Genomic DNA, 16,917 nt, shown 5'->3' with positions numbered 1-16,917 from the left:
TGGTCGCAACCACATGCAAGAGCGAACTTATCTTGACTGGAACGCAACCGCGCCGCTTCGGCGCGAGGCACGCGCCGCAATGGCCGCGGCATGGGACCTCTTCGGCAATCCTTCATCCGTTCACGCGGAAGGCAGGCGAGCGCGGGGGCTAGTAGAAGATGCGCGGGTTAGCGTCGCGGATGCAGTAGGAGGCCGACCCCACAACGTTATCTTTACGTCAGGCGGGACAGAAGCCAACACCTTGGCGTTAACGCCCAGTAGCGGAAAACATAAACAAGATATTGATAATCTTATCGTTTCATCCATCGAACACGCCTCGGTCCTAGCAGGGGGCCGGTTTGCGCTGGATCGGGTTGCGCGCCTGCCGGTCCATCGCTCGGGATTGGTGGATCTCGACGGCTTGCGAACATTGCTCGCGCAGGGGCCTCCGGCGCTGGTCTCGATCATGCTGGCCAATAACGAAACCGGCGCCATTCAGCCAGTTGCCGAAGCCGCTCATCTGGTCCACGAAGCAGGTGGCCTGCTGCACGTTGACGCGGTTCAGGCTATCGGAAAAATTCATATTAGTATCAAAGAATTAAATATCGACCTTCTATCAATCTCTGCGCACAAAATTGGTGGTCCGAAAGGGATGGGCGCATTGGTTTTCGCGGAGAACCAGATCCGTCCGAGTGCGTTGATAAGGGGAGGCGGTCAGGAGCAGGGTGGTCGTGCCGGGACCGAGAATGTGCCCGGCATCGCGGGCTTCGGGGCCGCTGTGATGGCGGCAGAAACAGGCCGCACTACAAACATGGCCCGAGTTCAAACCCTGCGTAACCGGCTTGAGGACGGCTTGAGGCAAACTCCAGGCAGCGTGATCTTCTCGCAGGAGATTGCGCGCCTACCGAATACGACACTTTTCGGTGTGCCTACCTTGAAAGCGGAGACGGCCGTGATCAGATTTGACCTTGAGGGGGTGGCCGTCTCATCCGGTTCCGCGTGCTCGTCGGGCAAAGTGCAGCCATCGCATGTGCTGGAAGCAATGGGGTACGGCCCGGAAATGACCAGAAGCGCATTACGGTTCTCTCTGGGCTGGGAGACCACGGAGGCAGACGTCGATCGGGCTATTAAGACTTGGCGAAAGCTTTCAGGTGCACTACTAAGGAGAGACGAAACAGGGCTTGAACTATTCTAAGACGGTTTCTTCCTTAGAATTGCAGCAAGCCACCAAGAATTCAATCCACCGCGGTCCTTGAAACCGCGAGCGGAGGTAGGAATGGCAGCCGTACAAGAGACGGTCGATCGGGTTCGCCAGATCGACGTCGATCAATACCGGTATGGATTCGAGACGATCATCGAGTCCGAGAAGGCCCCTAAGGGACTGTCCGAAGACACTATCCGGTTTATTTCCGCAAAGAAAAACGAGCCCGCATGGATGCTGGAGTGGAGGCTTGAGGCCTACCGCCGCTGGCTCACCATGCAGGAGCCGACCTGGGCGCGGGTGGACTACCCGAAGATCGATTATCAGGATCTTTATTATTATTCCGCGCCGAAGCCGAAGAAAGAAATCGCCTCGCTCGACGAGATCGATCCGGAGATCCTGAAGACCTACGAGAAGCTTGGCATTCCCTTGCGCGAGGTCGAGGCGCTGGAAGGCGTTGTTCGCCCCGAGGGTGAGCGGAAAGTCGCGGTCGATGCCGTGTTCGACTCGGTCTCGGTGGCGACCACCTTCCAGGAGGAGCTGAAGAAAGCCGGCGTGATCTTCATGCCGATCTCGCATGCTATTCAGCAGCATCCGGAATTGGTGAAGCAGTATCTCGGCAGCGTGGTGCCGACCTCCGACAATTTCTTCGCGACACTGAATTCGGCGGTGTTCTCCGACGGCTCGTTCGTCTACATCCCGCCGGGCGTTCGTTGTCCGATGGAGCTGTCGACCTACTTCCGCATTAACGAGCGCAACACCGGCCAGTTCGAGCGTACGCTTATCATCGCCGACAAGGGGGCCTATGTCAGCTATCTCGAGGGCTGCACGGCGCCGCAGCGCGACGAGAACCAGTTGCATGCCGCGGTCGTCGAACTGGTGACGCTCGACGATGCCGAGATCAAGTATTCGACGGTGCAGAACTGGTATCCCGGCAATTCCGAGGGCAAGGGCGGCATCTTCAATTTCGTCACCAAGCGTGGCGACTGTCGCGGCGCGCGTTCGAAAATTTCGTGGACTCAGGTCGAGACTGGCTCCGCCATCACCTGGAAATATCCGAGCTGCATCCTGCGGGGCGACAATTCACGCGGCGAGTTCTACTCGATCGCTATCTCCAATGGCTACCAGCAGGTCGACAGCGGCACCAAGATGCTGCATCTCGGCAAGAACACCACGAGCAGGATCATCTCCAAGGGCATCGCGGCAGGAAAGTCGCAGAACACCTATCGAGGTCTCGTCACGGCGCACCGCAAGGCGACCAATGCGCGCAACTTCACCGCCTGCGACTCGCTTCTGATCGGCGACAAATGCGGCGCCCACACGGTGCCGTACATCGAGGCCAAGAACACCTCGGCGCTGTTCGAGCATGAGGCGACGACGTCGAAGATTTCGGAAGACGTGCTGTTCTATTGCGTCCAACGCGGACTGTCGCAGGAAGAGGCCGTCGGCCTCGTCGTCAATGGCTTCGTGAGAGACGTGCTGCAGCAGTTGCCGATGGAATTCGCGGTCGAGGCTCAGAAGTTGATCTCGATCTCGCTCGAAGGAAGTGTGGGTTAACCCACGTCACTGCGAGCTCGCTTCAAAGTCGGCTTTTGTGCCGGTTTTGCGCTGGACGAAGCGATCCACCGATGGAAACGCCGGATTGCTTCGCCGCACGAGCACGCTCCTCGCGATGACGTAACGATAGCGAAGGATGAATGATGCCATTGCTTGAAGTCAAAGACCTGCAGGTTCGTGTCGAGGAGCGTGAAATTCTTCACGGCCTGTCGCTGACTGTGAACAAGGGCGAAGTTCATGCGATCATGGGGCCGAACGGCTCCGGCAAATCGACGCTGAGCCATGTCATCGCGGGCAAGCCCGGCTACGAGGTTACCGGCGGTCAAATCCTGTTCAAGGGTGAGGACCTGCTGGAGATGGAGCCTGACGAGCGCGCGGCGAAAGGCGTCTTCCTGGCTTTTCAGTATCCCGTGGAAATCCCCGGTGTCGCCACCATGACCTTCCTGCGCACCGCGTTGAACGCGCAGCGCAAGGCTCGCGGCGAGAGCGAATATTCGACGCCAAACTTCCTGAAGAAGGTGCGTGACGTCGCGGCCTCCCTGAACATTCCGCAGGACATGCTGCGCCGAGGCATCAATGTCGGCTTTTCGGGCGGCGAGAAGAAGCGCAACGAAGTGCTGCAGATGGCGCTCTTCGAGCCTAGCCTATGCATCCTCGACGAAATGGATTCCGGACTGGACATCGACGCGCTTCGCGTTGCGGCCGACGGCGTCAATGCGTTGCGATCACCGGATCGCGCTATGGTCGTCATCACGCACTACCAGCGGCTACTCAATTACATTGTGCCCGACTTCGTGCACGTGATGTCGAAGGGCCGTGTCGTGAAGAGCGGAAACAAGGATTTGGCGCTGGAGCTCGAAGCGTCCGGATATGCACAATTCGAGGAAGCATAGTTCGGACGTGGCCTTCGGTTTCGGACGAGATCATGCGGAAAATACGATCTGAACGGATTTGATGATGGATGTTGCATTGGCAAAGCCGGCTACGGAACGCGCGACCACAGAACTGTTTGCCGCGGCGCGTGACCGTTTGCCGGGATCCGGTCCGGTGAGCGAAGCGCGACAGGTCGCATTCGACGATTTCGCTCGGCGAGGTCTGCCGTACCGGCGCATTGAAGAATGGAAATACACCGACTTGCGCACACTGTTGCGCGAGATTGCGCCGCTTGCTGCCGAGCCTGATCAGGCAGCATTGGCGCGCGCGGCCAAGGCTGTCATCGCGCGTGGCGCGAACGCTATGCACAAGCTGGTGCTGGTTGACGGAGTATTCGTGCCGCAGCTATCCGATCAGGCGCCCGAAACTGGCCTTGAGGTGCGGGCGCTACGTGACATTCTGGAGAGCAATGACGTTGCCGCTCGCGCCGATCTGCTGATCACCACCGCGGCATCCGATACGATGATTTCGCTCAACACCGCGATGGCCACCGATGGCGTTGTCATCGATGTGGCCGAAAATGCGAAGCTGACCAAGCCGCTGCATATCGTCCATATCACCACCCAATCCAACACCGCGGCATTCACGCGTTCGTTGCTGCGGCTGGCAAATGGCGCACGCGCCACGCTGGTTGAAAGTTTCGTCGCAGCCGAGGGTGCCGCTGCCTATCAGGCTCATGACTCGGTTGTGTTGTGGATTGGCGACGGCGCCGAACTGCAACATGTTCGCCTTGTCGAAGATGCCAATGATGCCGCTAACATCTCCACCGCGATCGTCACGATTGGCGCAAACGCGCGTTTCAACTCCCTCAATCTCACGAGCGGCGCGGCGGTGAGCCGATATCAAGGCTTCATCAAGTTCACCCGTGAGGGGTCTCACGCAGACGTGAACGGCGTCAATCTGCTCAATGGTCGCCAGCACGGCGATACGACGCTGGTATTGGATCATGCCGTACCACATTGCAGCAGCAACGAGGTGTTCCGCGCCGTTCTGGACGATCAGGCGCACTCGGTGTTTCAGGGCAAGATCATCGTGCGGCCCGATGCGCAAAAGACCGATGGCAAGATGATGACGCGGGCTTTGTTGCTATCCGATGGCGCCGAAGCCGACAACAAGCCCGAGCTTGAGATTTTCGCTGATGACGTCACCTGTGGTCATGGCGCGACAATCGGCGCACTCGACGAAAGCCTGCTGTTCTATCTGCGTGCACGCGGTCTTTCGGAAAAGGAAGCGCAGGCGCTTTTGATTCAAGCGTTTGTCGGCGAAGCGGTCGAAACCGTTGCCGATGATGGCTTGCGTGATGTTGTTATCGAGGCCGCCGAGCGGTGGCTCGCGGCAAGAGGGTGAATGGACAGGGTCTCGTATTGCTTTGCACCGCGAAAACCGGCGGACGCCAATTATCGCAAGCCGCAATGACGAGAGCGGTTCCTTTACACGGGAGCGGTTCAAGGCCCGACTCCGGAACGATGGATATGGACGTGGAGTGATATGACGCATCCGGCGGTTGCCAACGGTTCCTATGATGTCATGCGCGTGCGCGAGGATTTTCCGGCGCTGGCGATGAAAGTTTACGGCAAACCGCTGGTCTATCTCGACAACGCCGCCTCGGCGCAGAAGCCAAACGCCGTGCTCGACCGAATGACGGAGGCCTACAAGACTGAATATGCCAACGTCCATCGCGGGCTGCATTATCTCGCCAACGCCGCAACCGAAGCCTATGAAGGCGGCCGCGCGCGGGTCGCGCAGTTTTTGAACGCAAGACGGACCGAGGAAATCATCTTTACCCGTAATGCCAGCGAGGCGATCAACCTCGTGGCATCTTCATGGGGCGAGCCGAACATCAAGGCGGGCGACGAGATTGTGCTCTCTATCATGGAGCATCATTCCAACATCGTCCCATGGCATTTTCTGCGCGAGCGCCACGGCGCCGTCATCAAGTGGGCTCCCGTCGACGACGAAGGCAATTTCCTCATCGAGGAATTCGAAAAGCTTCTGTCGCCGAGGACGAAGCTCGTGGCGATCACGCAGATGTCGAACGCGCTCGGCACAGTCGTTCCGGTCAAGGACGTTGTGAAGCTGGCTCATGCGCGCGGCATCCCGGTTCTGGTGGACGGGAGCCAGGCTGCGGTGCATCTTGCCATCGACGTGCAGGACATTGATTGCGACTTCTATGTCTTCACCGGCCATAAGCTCTACGGTCCGACCGGTATCGGCGCGCTGTATGCAAAGCATGATCATCTCGTCTCCATGCGCCCGTACAATGGCGGCGGCGAGATGATCCGTGAGGTCGCGCAGGATTGGGTCACCTATGGCGATCCGCCGCACAAGTTCGAGGCAGGCACGCCCGCGATCGTCGAGTCGATCGGGCTTGGCGCCGCAATCGATTACGTCAATTCGATCGGGAAGGCGCGCATCGCGGCGCACGAACACGATCTTCTGACCTATGCCCAGGAGCGGCTGCGGGAGATCAACTCGCTGCGCATCATCGGCACTGCCCGCGACAAGGGGCCTGTGATCTCATTCGAGATGAAGGGTGCGCATCCCCACGATGTTGCGACCGTGATCGACCGCGCCGGTATCGCGGTTCGCGCCGGGACGCATTGCGTGATGCCGCTTTTAGAGCGGTTCAACGTTTCAGCGACCTGCCGCGCCTCATTCGGTATGTATAATACCCGCGAGGAAGTCGATCATCTGGCGCAAGCGCTGATCAAGGCACGGGAGTTGTTCTCATGAGCGACGTAGCCGAAATGGTTGTAAACAAGACCTGCCACATGCAGACCAGCTCAGCGCTGGCGCCGGATGAAACCGAGCGTATGGGCACGGGGATTGTGGCCGCGCTGAAAACCGTGTTCGACCCGGAAATTCCGGCCGATATTTATGAACTCGGCCTGATCTACAAAGTCGACATCAAGGACGATCGCGCTGTCGACGTCGAGATGACGCTGACGTCGCCGAGCTGTCCGTCGGCGGCTGAACTGCCGACCATGGTTGAAAACGCCGTCGCAAGCGTTCCCGGCGTTGGGGTGGTCAATGTCAGCATCGTCTGGGAACCTGTTTGGATGCCCGATCGGATGACCGACGAGGCTCGCCTCGTCCTGAATATGTGGTGACTATCTTACACCCGTCCCGATGCTATGATCGGGCTTGAATCGCCGTCAGGATTGACCAGATGACAGACATGACGCCAAGCACACCAGCAGCCAAGCCGAAACCCCGGCCTCGTCCACAGGTCATGCGGTTGACTGACGCCGCCGCGGATCGGGTCAAGGAACTTGCGGCGCGAGCCGATTCGGAAATCGTCGGCCTTCGGGTCGGTATCAAGAACGGTGGCTGCGCCGGTCAATCCTACACCGTGGAGTACGCCCACGATATCAAGCCGACGGACGAAGTGGTTGAAGACAAGGGCGTCAAGATTCTTGTCGATCCCAAGGCGGTGCTGTACCTGCTCGGCACCGAGATGGACTACAAGGCTGAAAAGATGCAAGCCCAGTTCGTCTTCAACAATCCGAACCAGGTTTCAGCCTGTGGGTGCGGTGAATCCGTGCAGCTCGCGCCCGCTAAAATCGACGGCTAGTCGCGATACTCAAGCCTATTACAACGGACAATCACGGTCGGCGTTTTTGGCGGGCGAAGAGGCGTCGGGCCATGCGATTTCGGCGTCAGCGAAATATTCTGGATCAGTCTCGCAAACGGCACGGTTGCGGCCGTTGCGCTTGGCAGCGTACAAACAGGCATCGGCGCGTTCAATCAGTAAATCCGGGGTGTCGCCGCGGCGAAGCATCGAGACACCGATAGAGACCGTGACGCGACCCAGGATCTCACCAGTCGATTTTTTCTTCAATTCCTTGGCCATCACGGCGCGGCGAATATGGTCCGCGACCGCCAACGCCTGTTTCAGCGCGGTGCTTGGCAGCACAACCGCAAATTCTTCACCGCCGTAACGCGCGGTGATGTCCTGGCCCTTGATGGTCTGCTTCAATGACATTGCGACCAACCGCAAGACCTGGTCACCGGTCAGGTGTCCATAGTTGTCGTTGAACAACTTGAAGTGGTCGATGTCGAGCATCAGGAGTGACAGCGGCTTGTCTTCACTAGTCGCCCGCGCCACGGCATCCGCCACGGCTCGATCGAAATACTTGCGGTTGCCGAGACCGGTAAGAGGATCTGTCATGCTCTCGGCTCTGATGGCCTCAAGACTATGCTGAAGGTTGCTGATCTCGACCTTCGAGAGATCCAGCCGATTCTCCAGCGCCTTGTTGGTTTCCTGCATCTCGCGGGTTGACTTCATCAGCGCCTGGATGACCGCCCTGACCTGCTCGCGGCTACCGGCAGCGCCGAGTTTCTCGGCGGCGCTCTTCAGGCTATCATCGAAACCGGCCGTCATGCCGAGCACGTCGGCGATGAGGGCCATCACGTCGTCGATCTCATTGATGACCCGCGCACCGAGCTTATCGATGCGTGCGGTAGTCCTCATCGGAGAAAGATAGGTTTCGTAGATCTGTTCGAGGTCGGCATCGCTCAGCGTGCCGTTGCGCGCCAGCGTCTCATTAATGATCCTGCTGAGGGAGCGATTATATCCGGCAGCGTAGACGTACCAGATTTCGTAGTTGCGTGGGACCGCGGTCTGCCGCAACGATCGGATCTGGCCGAGCGCCACCTCGGCGAACGCCATGGTGCGTTCATGTTCGTCTAGCTCAACCACTGATGCGGCCCCGCCGACGATTTGTGCAATCGTCGTCTCAAAACGACAAAAAATATAAACGTAGAATATTGGTTAAAGATAGCAGCAGGGGGTTTACGCGCGGTAAACGGTGTTTTCAACGAGCCGGCCAGTGAAGAACCGCGCCGGCCGAAAGGCTCAGCCGCGGGCGCGGATCGGGCGGAGCAAAAACGCCGGCAGGTGTGAGTGGTCTCCCGGCTCGGAGATCGCTTCCCGGCGTGGTGCGGGTGCGCGTCCGATTGAAGGCGGCGACGGCGCGGCTATGGATGCTGCGGCCGTCGCGGCAGGGGCCTCGTGCCTCTGGCGATCCCCACTGGAACGGCGCGGTTTGCGGGCTTCGCGCTTTCCGCCGCGTGCATGACTCTCGCCGCCCTTGTCGTGTGCCTGGCGGGATCGAGAAGGCTTTCCTGTAGCCGCTTCGCTGGCACCGGCTTCCGCGACTGCTTCGTTCGCGCCGGCATCATAGCCGGGAAGGTCTGCCTTGGGTATAGCCTGACCGGTCAGCTTCTCGATGGCTGCGAGTGATTTGAAATCCGCGGGACAGACGATCGTGATTGCGGTGCCGGCGCGACCAGCGCGGCCGGTGCGGCCGATACGATGGACGTAATCGTCGGGATGGTGGGGGACATCGAAGTTGAGGACGTGGCTGACTTCGGGAATGTCGAGACCGCGGGCAGCTACGTCAGAGGCGACAAGCAGCGGCAGTTCCCCCTTGCGGAATTGATCGAGCGAAGCGGTCCGCGCCGACTGATCCATATCGCCGTGAAGGGCGCCGACGCTGAAGCCATGTTTCTGCAGCGATTTATAAACAATGGCGACGTCGCGCTTGCGGTTGCAAAAGATGATTGCGTTCTTGAGCTCCTTGGCTTCGCGCAACAGGTGGCGCAGCAGCTCACGCTTCTCGTGCGGTTCGCGGCTGCAACTGACCTGCGATTGCGTCACGGTCGCCGCCGTGGTTGCGGGCCTGGAGACTTCGATCTTTTCGGGATTATGCAGAAAGGCATCCGTGACGCGACGGATCTCGTTCGGCATCGTCGCAGTGAAGAAGAGGGTCTGCCGCGTGAACGGCACCAGCTTGCAGATGCGTTCGATGTCGGGAATGAAACCCATATCCAGCATCCGGTCGGCTTCATCGATCACCAATAGTTCGACGCCCGTGAGCAGCAGGCCGCCGCGTTCGGTGTGATCGAGCAGGCGGCCCGGAGTTGCGATCAGCACATCGACGCCGCGAGTCAGCTTCAAATCCTGATCGCCGAAGGAAACGCCGCCGATCAGGAGCGCCACGTTGAGCTTCTGGCCGGCGCCATACTTGTCGAACTGCTCCTTCACCTGAGCGGCGAGTTCGCGTGTCGGCTCGAGGATCAGCGTGCGGGGCATTCGCGCCCGGGCACGACCCTTCTCCAGCAATGTAAGCATGGGCAGGACGAAGGCGGCGGTCTTGCCGGTGCCGGTCTGAGCGATGCCAAGGACATCGCGACGCGCCAGCACGTGGGGTATAGCCTGATCCTGAATGGGGGTAGGGGAGGTATAACCTGCGGCCGCAACAGCGGCGAGCACCTTGTCGGACAAACCGAGATGAGAAAAAGACATTGAGCCTCTAGTGCGGTGTTCAGAAGTTCTCTTCAGAAGTGCGGCAGATTCATCAAGAGAACCTCTGAACCAAACCGCACTAGCATACTTCGTATTCGAGCGTCCTCTCGAATACGAAGCTCGCTCGTCACCCGCGTCCATGCAGGGCGAACTTCGTATTCAGGACGCTCGCCGAAACCGCCGTTCGGAATCGAAGGTAAAAGGCTGTCGCGCTCAACCCCTTAACGGCGTGCTCTTAAAAGCGAAGGGGGCTCTGACTTACGCTGACGGGCGGCTCACCGGGAAATCGTGTTCGGATCCCGGGCCGCGTTGGCCGGAACATAGGGACGAACCAGCCAAAGTCAATGCGGAAATGGCGAAATGCCGAAAAACCCTAATGTTTTTGTCTGATTCGGACAGGGATTCTCAGCGGGCGGGGCTTCTCCGGTCGGCAAAGCAGCCGGCAGCCGGGATGAACCGCGGTCGATATTTGGCCGACTATGGCATAATCCAATTTGCGCGCGGTGATCGCTGAAACACAGGATATGGAAAAGTTGGAATGAGGGGCATTTCGGTCGAACGCGCGGCGCTGTTGGGCATTGCATCCGCGTTCCTGATGCTCGCAAGTCCTGCGCTGGCCGCAAAGCGTATCGCACTCGTGATCGGCAACAACGACTACAGGAACGTTTCGAAACTTCAGAAGGCCGTCAACGATGCCCGAACCATGGGTGACGCGTTGAGGCAACTCGGCTTCAGCGTGATGGTGGCGGAAAACCAGACCCGTCAGGCATTCAGCCAGACGCTGCTGGCGTTTGATCAGCAGATCGAGGCCGGCGACACCGCGTTCTTCTTCTACGCCGGTCACGGCTTCGAAATCGCCGGCCAGAATTATCTGTTACCGACCGATGTTCCGGCCGCCACCGAAGGGCAGGAGGAACTAGTCCGTGACGCTTCGATCCTCGCCGACCGCATCGTTGAGAGGTTGCAGAACAGGAAGGCCCGCACGTCGGTTTTGGTGTTCGATGCCTGCCGCAACAATCCGTTCGAGCGCAAGGGCACGCGCGCGGTTGCCGGCGGCGCAGGACTCGCACCGATGACCGAACTGCCGGAAGGCGTGTTCTCGGTGTTTTCGGCCGGCCCCCGCCAGACGGCGCTCGATCGCCTGTCGGACAGCGACAGCAATCCGAACTCGGTATTCACCCGCATCTTCGCGAAGGAATTGGTGCAGCCCGGAGAGACCATGGTGCAGGTGGCGCAGCGCACCCGCCGCACCGTCAGCGAAATGGCCGAGACGGTGCGGCACAAGCAAGTGCCGGTCTATTTCGATCAGATGGTCGACGATGTCTTTCTGAACGGTCCTGCCAAAGCAGAGCCGCCGACGGCGCACGCCGAACCTACCCAGAAGGTCGCGGCGCTACCCGTCGCACCGCTCAAGCCGCCGACCAACGAAGCGGTCAACGCACCGATTGCAAATTTCTCGCGCCACAACGGCGGGTGGACCGTCGTGTTCTCGATCGCCGATCCCGCGCTCGGGATTTCCTGGCGCATGGGTGACAGCGGCGAGTTCAAGGAAACCGGCTTTCTCGATACGCTCGATCCACGAACCCGAAAGCGCATGCCAAATCCCGCGATCGAGCTTGCCGCCGACGCGCCGGCCGCGACAATCCAGATGCGCTATGTCGATGCCAACGGCGAAGTGCAGGGCCCCTTTCCGATCCGGTTCGATCCGGATGCCGCACTGGTCCGCGATCAGCGGAAAATCCTCGACATGACTGCCACGAGCTGGTTGTCGTTTCGTCAGTTTAATGGGCTACTCGTCTATTATACCCACCTGATGTCATATCGCTGCGCGATCCGCGAGGTGAGGATCGGAATCGACTCGTCGGTGCCGGATCGCGCGCTCAAGATGCCGCCCTGCGATCCGCTTGATCCCGTCGCAATTCCGCATGACGCCACGCCATATTTGAAGCTGCCGCCTGCAACGAAAACCATATCGGTTGAATTGACCTATCGCGACGGTAGCGTATCGGAGATCAAAAGTTTCCGTCGCTGATTTCTCGACTCGAAGGACTCCGCCGACTGTCATAGCGGCGCTGCACATGGCTTTCGACCTCACAAGAGGATCGAACCTCGGTCTCCGGCCGTCAATTAACCCACGGATTATAAGTGCCAATGCTCCAGACTTGGCCCTCAGGATCGCGGCAGGTGAAGTCGCGCCCTCCATAGTCCTTGTCGGAAATCTCGAGAACGATGATGGCGCCGTTGGCCTTGGCCCTAGCATAAACGGAGTCGGCATCCGGCACCACGATGTAAGCACTCTGAGTCACCAGGTGATTGGTCGTGGCCGGCTTCTGAACCTTGGCGAAATCGTCGTCGCGCGCCGATCCCAGCATGATCATGCCGTCGCCTAGAGTGAGTTCGGCATGGGTGACACCGCCGTTGCCGTCGTCATGGACGGCTTTGCGAGTAAATCCGAAGGTATCGCACAGCCAATCAATCATTTTGTGCGGATCGCGATAACGCATCGCGGAAATCACGGTTGAACCCATTGCGTAGCCTCCATGCGGTTGAGGTGTCCGTGAATATGACCGCAACTTGCCGCTGGAATCTAGTCAACTACTTAGCGTACCCCGTGATAATGCTTAAACGTCCAGCATATCCTCGCTGGCGAATTCCGCCTTGTCGGAGATGAAGGCGAAGCGCGCCTCCGCCTTGGTGCCCATCAAACGCTCGACCGAATCCGCCGTATCCTCGCGATCGTCCGCCAGCAGCATCACGCGCAACATTGCGCGCTTTGCCGGGTCCATGGTGGTTTCCTTGAGCTGCGCCGGCATCATCTCGCCGAGCCCTTTGAAGCGGCCGACATCGACCTTGGCGTTGGCGTTGAACTCGCTCTTGAGCAGCGCATCCTTGTGGGCGTCGTCGCGGGCGTAGATCGTCTTGCTACCGTGAGTCAGGCGATAGAGTGGCGGCACCGCGAGGTAAAGGTGACCCTCGTCGATCAGATGCGGCATCTGCCTGTAGAAGAACGTGATCAGCAGCGAAGCGATGTGGGCTCCATCGACGTCGGCGTCCGTCATGATGATGACCCGCGAATAGCGCAAGTCCTCCTCGCGATAATTGGTCCCAGTGCCACAGCCCAGCGCCTGGATTAAGTCAGCCAATTGAGCGTTAGCGACGACCTTGTCTTTGGTCGCCGATGCCACGTTGAGGATTTTGCCGCGTAGAGGAAGCACGGCCTGCGTCTTGCGATCGCGCGCCTGCTTAGCGCTACCGCCGGCCGAGTCGCCTTCGACGATGAACAGTTCCGAACCTTCGGTCGCGGTGTTGGTGCAGTCGGCAAGCTTGCCGGGCAGGCGCAGCTTTTTCACTGCGCTCTTGCGCGAGGTTTCCTTCTCGGCACGACGGCGCAGCCGTTCGTCCGCGCGCTCGATCACAAAATCGAGCAGCTTGTTGGCCTGCACCGGATTGCCGGACAACCAATGATCGAACGGATCCTTGATCGCCTGCTCGACGATCCGCGAGGCTTCGGCGGTGGCAAGGCGGTCCTTGGTCTGGCCCTGAAACTCCGGTTCACGCACGAACACGCTCAGCATCACGGCCGCCCCGACCATCACATCTTCAGAGGTGATTGGCGCGGCGCGCTTGCCGAGGCCGACACGTTCGGCATGATCCCTCAGTCCACGCAGCAGCGCGCTGCGTAAACCGGACTCGTGGGTACCGCCGTCAGGTGTCGGCACCGTGTTGCAGTAGGAGGACAGGAAGCCGTCGGCGTCCGCGGTCCACGCCACCGCCCATTCGCAAGCGCCGTGTGCGCCGTTGCGGCCGGACTTGCCCGAGAAGATGTCGGGATGAACCAGGGTGTCCTTGTGGATCGCGGCGGCGAGATAGTCTTTCAGGCCGCCGGGGAAGTGAAAGGTCGCTTCCGCCGGGACGTCATCGAGGCCCTTGAGCAGCTCCGGCGCGCAACGCCAGCGGATTTCAACACCGCCGAACAGGTACGCCTTCGAGCGCGTCATTTTGAACAGGCGCTGCGGCTTGAACGCGGCCTTTGCACCAAAAATTTCGGTGTCCGGCTTGAAGCGGATGGTGGTGCCGCGGCGGTTGGCTATCCTGCCAAGGTCTTCGAGCTTGCCCCGAGGGTGACCGCGCTCGAAGGTCATCTTGTACAGATTTTGGCTGCGCGCCACTTCCACCTCAAGGAGCGAGGAGAGGGCGTTGACCACGGAGACGCCGACACCGTGCAGGCCGCCGGAGGTCTCGTAAACCTTGGAGTCGAACTTGCCGCCCGAATGCAGCGTGCACATGATGACTTCGAGTGCAGACTTCTTTGGGAACTTGGGGTGTGGGTCGATCGGGATGCCGCGCCCGTTGTCGGTGACGGTAAGGAATCCGTCGGCGGTCAGTTCGACGACGATAAAGGTCGCGTGGCCGGCCAACGCCTCATCCATGGCGTTGTCGATCACCTCCGCGAACAGGTGGTGCAGCGCCTTCTCGTCAGTCCCGCCGATGTACATTCCGGGACGGCGGCGGACCGGCTCAAGCCCCTCGAGCACCTCGATGTCAGCGGCGGTGTAGCCGGCCTCAGCTCCCGATACGGGTGTTGAAGCTCGGGCGGGGAAGCGGCCCTTGACGTCCGAAGCCGCGAAAAGATCGTCAGGCTTCTTCTTATTAACGTTCGATTTCAGTGATTTGGCCATAATTATTCAGATACTGCGTACGGCTACGTATGAAGGAATCGGCTACGCCGACTATGCCATGGTGGTTTCGTGCCGTCCGCGTCTTTGTGACTTGAAGTCGCCGGACGGGGGTGGCTTACCTGTGGCGGGTTTGGCGGGGAAGAGGTTTCCTGGCCGCATTGAGATTTGGCGAGAGGCGCTGTGGAATGGAAGACGTCGCACGTAGCCTGGTCGACTTCGTGCGCGATCATCAGGTTTGGGCTGCCGCTGTCGTTCTGGTGCTTGCTTTCGGCGAATCGCTCGCCTTCATCTCGCTGCTGGTCCCGGCGTGGGGCGTGTTGGTGGCCATCGGCGCGATGATGGGGCCTGGTCAGATCAATTTCTGGCCGGTGTGGGTAGCTGGGGCGGTCGGCGCGGCGCTCGGCGACTGGCTGTCCTATTGGATCGGCTTCACCTTCAAGGAACGGGTCGCTTCGATCTGGCCGCTGTCGCGGCATCCGGGCCTTCTGCCCCGAGGCGTGGCCTTGGTTGAGAAATGGGGTGTCCCATCGATTTATATCGGGCGGTTCTTTGGACCGCTGCGCGCCACCGTGCCACTCGCCGCAGGCATTTTCGAAATGCCGTCCTTGCGATTTCAGTTCGCTAACTGGACATCAGCGCTGATCTGGTCGGCGGTGCTGCTGCTGTTCGGCGACCTGATTTCACGGACCGTCGAATGGGTCTGGAGCGCGATCTGAGTCTCAGCAGCCTCCGCTCTGACGAACGGAGAACCGGCTGTCGCGCAACCACCACAACTGAGTTACAAGCCGCAGACGCGAGCGCGCTCGCGGATGCTAGGATAATGTCATGACCGGCGCAGACACCAGGATGAAAAGCACCGCTTCAAGCGGCGATAAGGCGAGCAGACCGACAGTGTTCGTCGATGGCGCCTCGGGAACGACTGGCCTCGAAATCCGTCAACGGCTTGATCGGCAAGGCGACGTCAATGCCAAAAGCCTCCCTGAGGACAAGCGGAAGGATCCGGCCGCCAAGCGCGCGCTCATGGCGGAAGTTGATCTGGTCATCCTCTGTTTGCCCGACGACGCGGCGAAGGAAACTGTCGCATTGATCGACGACATGGGTGCTGACGCGCCGAAAGTCCTGGACGCCTCGACCGCCTTCCGCGTCGCGCCGGACTGGACCTACGGCTTTCCGGAACTGACGCCGGATCAGGCGGACAGGATCAAGGCGGCGCGCAAGGTTGCGAACCCCGGCTGCTATCCGACCGGATCGATAGCGTTGCTACGGCCGCTGACTGATGCCGGCCTGATCCCGCAGGACTATCCCGTCACCATCAATGCGGTGAGCGGATATTCCGGCGGAGGCAAATCGATGATCGAGAGTTTCGAGAGGGGGACCGCGCCGGCATTCGAGCTTTACGGGCTCGGCTTCGAGCACAAGCACCTGCCGGAAACACAGAAATACGCGAACCTGACGCGACGGCCGATTTTCGCACCATCGGTCGGCGATTATCGGCAGGGTATGCTGGTGTCGATCCCGCTGCATCTCGATACGTTGCCGGGACAACCCGATGGCGCGACACTCCATGCGGCGCTGGCGAAGCGTTACGCAGGCAGCACCTATGTTTCGGTGATACCACTGGACAGCGCTGCTGCGAAAAGCGGGCGGATCGAGCCGGAGTCGCTGAACGGCAGCAACAGGCTCGAGCTTCATGTCTTCGCCAGCGACAAGCACCGGCAGGCCGTCCTGGTCGCGCGGCTCGACAATCTCGGCAAGGGCGCATCCGGCGCGGCGGTTCAAAACATGCGGCTGATGCTCGGGCTGAAGGATGCGGGGACGGATTAGAAGCGCCGTGAGGAGTGACGAACGCCAGATATTTCAGCCGCACTTTCCAGAGGGCTATTATGAGCCGCTGCGGGTTCCGCAGTATCGCTGATCACAAAGCCAGGAAATCTCAATGAACAAATTCGTCAAGTTCACCGACGCCGCCACCAGCCATGAAATCTTCGTCAACGTGACTCATATCATCGCGGTTACCCCGACTTCAGCAGACCGAACGCAAACGTGGATTCACACGGCAAATCCTCAAAATCCGACGTTCACGATCGACGAGAACGTCGACGCAGTGATGCAGAAGCTAGGCGGTTAGCGTTCCCCTTCGGCACCATGCAATCTCATGGCTACTCTTTCGATCTTTCGGAAGGCAGCAACCCGCGTTGGCTGACCCGACCCGGTCGCAAATGACGAGAAGCAGTCATTTGAGCGGTTCAGAAATGCTT

General features: G+C 59.8%; 15 protein-coding genes. 11 read left to right on the top strand and 4 right to left on the bottom strand.

From position 1 onward, the window contains the following. Positions 1 to 13 precede the first annotated feature (13 nt). The 7 genes from B2M20_RS09510 (at position 14) to B2M20_RS09480 (ending at position 7,244) form a co-directional block, all read left to right on the top strand. On the top strand, positions 14 to 1,174 hold the full coding sequence (locus B2M20_RS09510; protein ID WP_173815980.1) for a cysteine desulfurase family protein: 1,161 nt from the start codon (positions 14 to 16) through the stop codon (positions 1,172 to 1,174). Positions 1,175 to 1,255: 81 nt separating this feature from the next. Further along, positions 1,256 to 2,737 carry a Fe-S cluster assembly protein SufB gene (sufB, locus tag B2M20_RS09505; RefSeq protein WP_079446805.1) on the top strand — a complete coding sequence of 494 codons (1,482 nt, stop codon included), beginning with the start codon at positions 1,256 to 1,258 and terminating at the stop codon, positions 2,735 to 2,737. Positions 2,738 to 2,880: 143 nt separating this feature from the next. Continuing rightward, positions 2,881 to 3,630, top strand: a complete 750-nt coding sequence (sufC, locus tag B2M20_RS09500) for a Fe-S cluster assembly ATPase SufC (RefSeq protein WP_079447019.1) — start codon at positions 2,881 to 2,883, stop codon at positions 3,628 to 3,630. 64 nt (positions 3,631 to 3,694) lie between these two features. Beyond that, positions 3,695 to 5,017 (top strand): Fe-S cluster assembly protein SufD, encoded by a 1,323-nt coding sequence (gene sufD / locus B2M20_RS09495; RefSeq protein ID WP_079447020.1) that lies wholly within the window; start codon positions 3,695 to 3,697, stop codon positions 5,015 to 5,017. Between the two features lie 141 nt (positions 5,018 to 5,158). Beyond that, a complete protein-coding gene (locus B2M20_RS09490) occupies positions 5,159 to 6,403 on the top strand; it encodes a cysteine desulfurase (RefSeq protein ID WP_079446804.1) in 1,245 nt (414 codons plus the stop codon). Then, positions 6,400 to 6,780, top strand: a complete 381-nt coding sequence (locus B2M20_RS09485; RefSeq protein ID WP_079446803.1) for a DUF59 domain-containing protein — start codon at positions 6,400 to 6,402, stop codon at positions 6,778 to 6,780. Before B2M20_RS09490 ends, B2M20_RS09485 begins: the two co-directional genes overlap by 4 nt. 59 nt (positions 6,781 to 6,839) lie before the next feature. Continuing rightward, positions 6,840 to 7,244: a HesB/IscA family protein gene (locus B2M20_RS09480; protein WP_079446802.1), complete on the top strand. Its 405-nt coding sequence runs from the start codon at positions 6,840 to 6,842 to the stop codon at positions 7,242 to 7,244. An 18-nt stretch (positions 7,245 to 7,262) separates the two neighbouring features. Here the strand turns inward: B2M20_RS09480 and B2M20_RS09475 are convergent, their stop codons facing one another. Further along, positions 7,263 to 8,342: a GGDEF domain-containing protein gene (locus tag B2M20_RS09475; protein WP_079447018.1), complete on the bottom strand. Its 1,080-nt coding sequence runs from the start codon at positions 8,340 to 8,342 to the stop codon at positions 7,263 to 7,265. 186 nt (positions 8,343 to 8,528) lie between these two features. Further along, complete coding sequence (locus tag B2M20_RS09470; protein WP_079446801.1) at positions 8,529 to 9,980, bottom strand: DEAD/DEAH box helicase; 1,452 nt, start codon at positions 9,978 to 9,980, stop codon at positions 8,529 to 8,531. A 538-nt stretch (positions 9,981 to 10,518) separates the two neighbouring features. Here B2M20_RS09470 and B2M20_RS09465 point away from each other — a divergent pair. After that, positions 10,519 to 12,012: a caspase family protein gene (locus tag B2M20_RS09465; RefSeq protein WP_079446800.1), complete on the top strand. Its 1,494-nt coding sequence runs from the start codon at positions 10,519 to 10,521 to the stop codon at positions 12,010 to 12,012. Positions 12,013 to 12,103: 91 nt separating this feature from the next. Here B2M20_RS09465 and B2M20_RS09460 read toward each other — a convergent pair whose 3' ends face one another. After that, complete coding sequence (locus B2M20_RS09460) at positions 12,104 to 12,508, bottom strand: VOC family protein (RefSeq protein ID WP_079446799.1); 405 nt, start codon at positions 12,506 to 12,508, stop codon at positions 12,104 to 12,106. Positions 12,509 to 12,601: 93 nt separating this feature from the next. Beyond that, a complete protein-coding gene (gene parE / locus B2M20_RS09455) occupies positions 12,602 to 14,659 on the bottom strand; it encodes a DNA topoisomerase IV subunit B (RefSeq protein ID WP_079446798.1) in 2,058 nt (685 codons plus the stop codon). A 185-nt stretch (positions 14,660 to 14,844) separates the two neighbouring features. Between parE and B2M20_RS09450 the strand changes: the two genes are divergently transcribed. The 3 genes from B2M20_RS09450 (at position 14,845) to B2M20_RS09440 (ending at position 16,787) form a co-directional block, all read left to right on the top strand. After that, positions 14,845 to 15,375, top strand: a complete 531-nt coding sequence (locus tag B2M20_RS09450) for a DedA family protein (protein ID WP_079446797.1) — start codon at positions 14,845 to 14,847, stop codon at positions 15,373 to 15,375. Between the two features lie 109 nt (positions 15,376 to 15,484). After that, positions 15,485 to 16,483, top strand: a complete 999-nt coding sequence (gene argC / locus B2M20_RS09445) for an N-acetyl-gamma-glutamyl-phosphate reductase (protein ID WP_079446796.1) — start codon at positions 15,485 to 15,487, stop codon at positions 16,481 to 16,483. A gap of 112 nt (positions 16,484 to 16,595) precedes the next feature. Next, positions 16,596 to 16,787, top strand: coding sequence for a hypothetical protein (locus tag B2M20_RS09440; RefSeq protein WP_079446795.1), 192 nt, complete (start codon positions 16,596 to 16,598; stop codon positions 16,785 to 16,787). The last annotated feature ends 130 nt before the right edge of the window (positions 16,788 to 16,917 follow it).

It is taken from the genome of Nitrobacter vulgaris, assembly GCF_002028545.1.
GTDB classification, from domain to species: domain Bacteria; phylum Pseudomonadota; class Alphaproteobacteria; order Rhizobiales; family Xanthobacteraceae; genus Nitrobacter; species Nitrobacter vulgaris.
The sequence above is the reverse complement of the archived record's forward strand: the minus strand, read 5'-3'. Positions and strand labels throughout refer to the sequence as shown.

Excerpts from the sequence above, each read along its gene's own strand:
- argC (WP_079446796.1), top strand. The coding sequence starts at position 15,485 with ATGACCGGCGCAGACACCAGGATGAAAAGCACCGCTTCAAGCGGCGAT.
- B2M20_RS09470 (WP_079446801.1), bottom strand. The coding sequence starts at position 9,980 with ATGTCTTTTTCTCATCTCGGTTTGTCCGACAAGGTGCTCGCCGCTGTT.
- sufD (WP_079447020.1), top strand. The coding sequence starts at position 3,695 with ATGGATGTTGCATTGGCAAAGCCGGCTACGGAACGCGCGACCACAGAA.
- B2M20_RS09475 (WP_079447018.1), bottom strand. The coding sequence starts at position 8,342 with ATGGCGTTCGCCGAGGTGGCGCTCGGCCAGATCCGATCGTTGCGGCAG.
- parE (WP_079446798.1), bottom strand. The coding sequence starts at position 14,659 with ATGGCCAAATCACTGAAATCGAACGTTAATAAGAAGAAGCCTGACGAT.
- sufB (WP_079446805.1), top strand. The coding sequence starts at position 1,256 with ATGGCAGCCGTACAAGAGACGGTCGATCGGGTTCGCCAGATCGACGTC.
- B2M20_RS09510 (WP_173815980.1), top strand. The coding sequence starts at position 14 with ATGCAAGAGCGAACTTATCTTGACTGGAACGCAACCGCGCCGCTTCGG.
- B2M20_RS09440 (WP_079446795.1), top strand. The coding sequence starts at position 16,596 with ATGAACAAATTCGTCAAGTTCACCGACGCCGCCACCAGCCATGAAATC.
- B2M20_RS09465 (WP_079446800.1), top strand. The coding sequence starts at position 10,519 with ATGAGGGGCATTTCGGTCGAACGCGCGGCGCTGTTGGGCATTGCATCC.
- B2M20_RS09480 (WP_079446802.1), top strand. The coding sequence starts at position 6,840 with ATGACAGACATGACGCCAAGCACACCAGCAGCCAAGCCGAAACCCCGG.
- B2M20_RS09450 (WP_079446797.1), top strand. The coding sequence starts at position 14,845 with ATGGAAGACGTCGCACGTAGCCTGGTCGACTTCGTGCGCGATCATCAG.
- B2M20_RS09490 (WP_079446804.1), top strand. The coding sequence starts at position 5,159 with ATGACGCATCCGGCGGTTGCCAACGGTTCCTATGATGTCATGCGCGTG.
- B2M20_RS09485 (WP_079446803.1), top strand. The coding sequence starts at position 6,400 with ATGAGCGACGTAGCCGAAATGGTTGTAAACAAGACCTGCCACATGCAG.
- sufC (WP_079447019.1), top strand. The coding sequence starts at position 2,881 with ATGCCATTGCTTGAAGTCAAAGACCTGCAGGTTCGTGTCGAGGAGCGT.
- B2M20_RS09460 (WP_079446799.1), bottom strand. The coding sequence starts at position 12,508 with ATGGGTTCAACCGTGATTTCCGCGATGCGTTATCGCGATCCGCACAAA.